Annotated in this window: 2 protein-coding genes; both read right to left on the reverse strand. The window is 64.3% G+C overall.

The features are described 5' to 3' along the window. The coding region (locus tag WA805_RS22565; RefSeq protein WP_425243333.1) for a hypothetical protein at nucleotides 1-588 on the reverse strand (588 nt) is incomplete at its 3' end. Between the two features lie 278 nt (nucleotides 589-866). Continuing rightward, a partial coding sequence (locus tag WA805_RS22570) for a glycosyl hydrolase family 18 protein (protein ID WP_425243334.1) occupies nucleotides 867-1,612 on the reverse strand: 746 nt, incomplete at its 5' end.

The following is a 1,612-nucleotide window of genomic DNA, read 5'->3' on the forward strand; positions in this document are numbered from 1 at the left end:
CGGGGCCACTGTGGTCGGGGCCACTGTGGTCGGCGCGACCGTGGTCGGGGCCACTGTGGTCGGGGCCACCGTGGTCGGGGCCACCGTGGTGGGCGCGACCGTGGTCGGCTTGACCGTGGTGGGCGCGACCGTGGTCGGCTTGACCGTAGCGGGCGTCGTCGGCGTCGTGCCCGACGCGGAAGTCGACGGGTGCACGACCGGGCCGACGGTGGTGCCCGTGCCCGTGGTCGGCGGGCTAACCAGGGCGCTGATGATCGGCGAGAGCCCGGTGACGCTTCCCGACCGCTTGGTCGAGCCGCTAATCGCCTTCGGGTTGCCGCCGGAACCGCCGTTGGCGTTGGCCTGCGCGGCGGCCGGGGACGCCCCCAGCAGCCCCCCCGACGACGACGCCGGGCAGTTAGCCGCGCTGCAGATGATGAACCCGTTCGACGAACTGCCGGACTGGGACGCGCCGGCCCCGTACCAGCAGATGAGTGTGATGGCGCCCAGTACACCGGTGCCGATCACAAGGTTCCGCACTGAGTGCGGCCGCTGCAAGTCGTCCTCTTTCGGCTGTTGCCGGTACAACGACTTCCCCCCGCTTTTCATGGCTGTCTCTTACTGTTTAGAGGCGTTCGGTTCCCTTAGCTGCGAAAACTGACGCATCGCAGTAACGCTGTCGTAGAACGCGGTACTGAGCCATCGTTGCGGGGACACGATAGCACGGCGCCGTCGCAATTAACGGCACCATTACTTTAGCCGAATGTGTGCGACGTGTCTAGTTCATGTCCTACATAGCTGGTTCAGAAGTTACACAGGGTAGTAGAGAGATCACAGTACCCCCTGTGTTCCGCTGATGGATCAGTTGTTACTCGGTTAACTCTATTTTACTTTACTTGCGCGGCCAGCGTGGTCCCGACCGGATCGTTATTGCCTATTTGCCAAATGGTGATCGCAACCCCAGGCAGCACCTTCGCCAGCTGTGCTTTCTCGTAGGCGATACCCGTGGCTGAGTCCCACACGATGTGCTGTACGGTCTTCCCGCCGGCCGTGGTCGTGTAGCTGTACTGGGTTTCGCCGTCCTGCGTCCCCACCTTTCGCCAGTTGCCGGCCTGCATTTCCGCGGCCAGCTGGGTGGGGTTCAGCGAGGCGGCCTGGACCACCTGGCCGTGCGAGTTGGTCGCGTTCGCGCCGCTGGCGGTGACCGGCCAGTCGTAGGCGTAGTTGGGCACCTCGATGGCGAGCTTGCTCAGCGGTACGCCGTAGCTGCGCACGTAATTCGCAACCTGGGTGACGTCGGCCAGCGGCGAGATGGGCCCCGGGGTGCCGCCTTGATAGTGGAAGTCGATGGCCATCAGCACCAGCTGGTCGGCGTACTTGGCCAGGTTGCCGTAATCAAATAGGTAAGGCGCGACGTTGGTTACCTCGGAATCGACCATGTCGTTGTTCCTGACCAGGGACGCCACCCGCAGCAGCCGGTGCTGCTTGTGCATCGCGGCGGCGACCATCTGCACCAGGTGCGTGTAGTCGAGGGTTACCTGGTTGACTTCCTGGTCGAACGTCAGGTTGTGCCACCCCGCCAGCTGGGCGTAGGTGGCCAGGTCGGTCGCGTTTTCCGGCAGCGAGAACTCGT

This window comes from Trebonia sp. (assembly GCF_049794275.1).
Lineage (GTDB): Bacteria > Actinomycetota > Actinomycetes > Streptosporangiales > Streptosporangiaceae > Trebonia.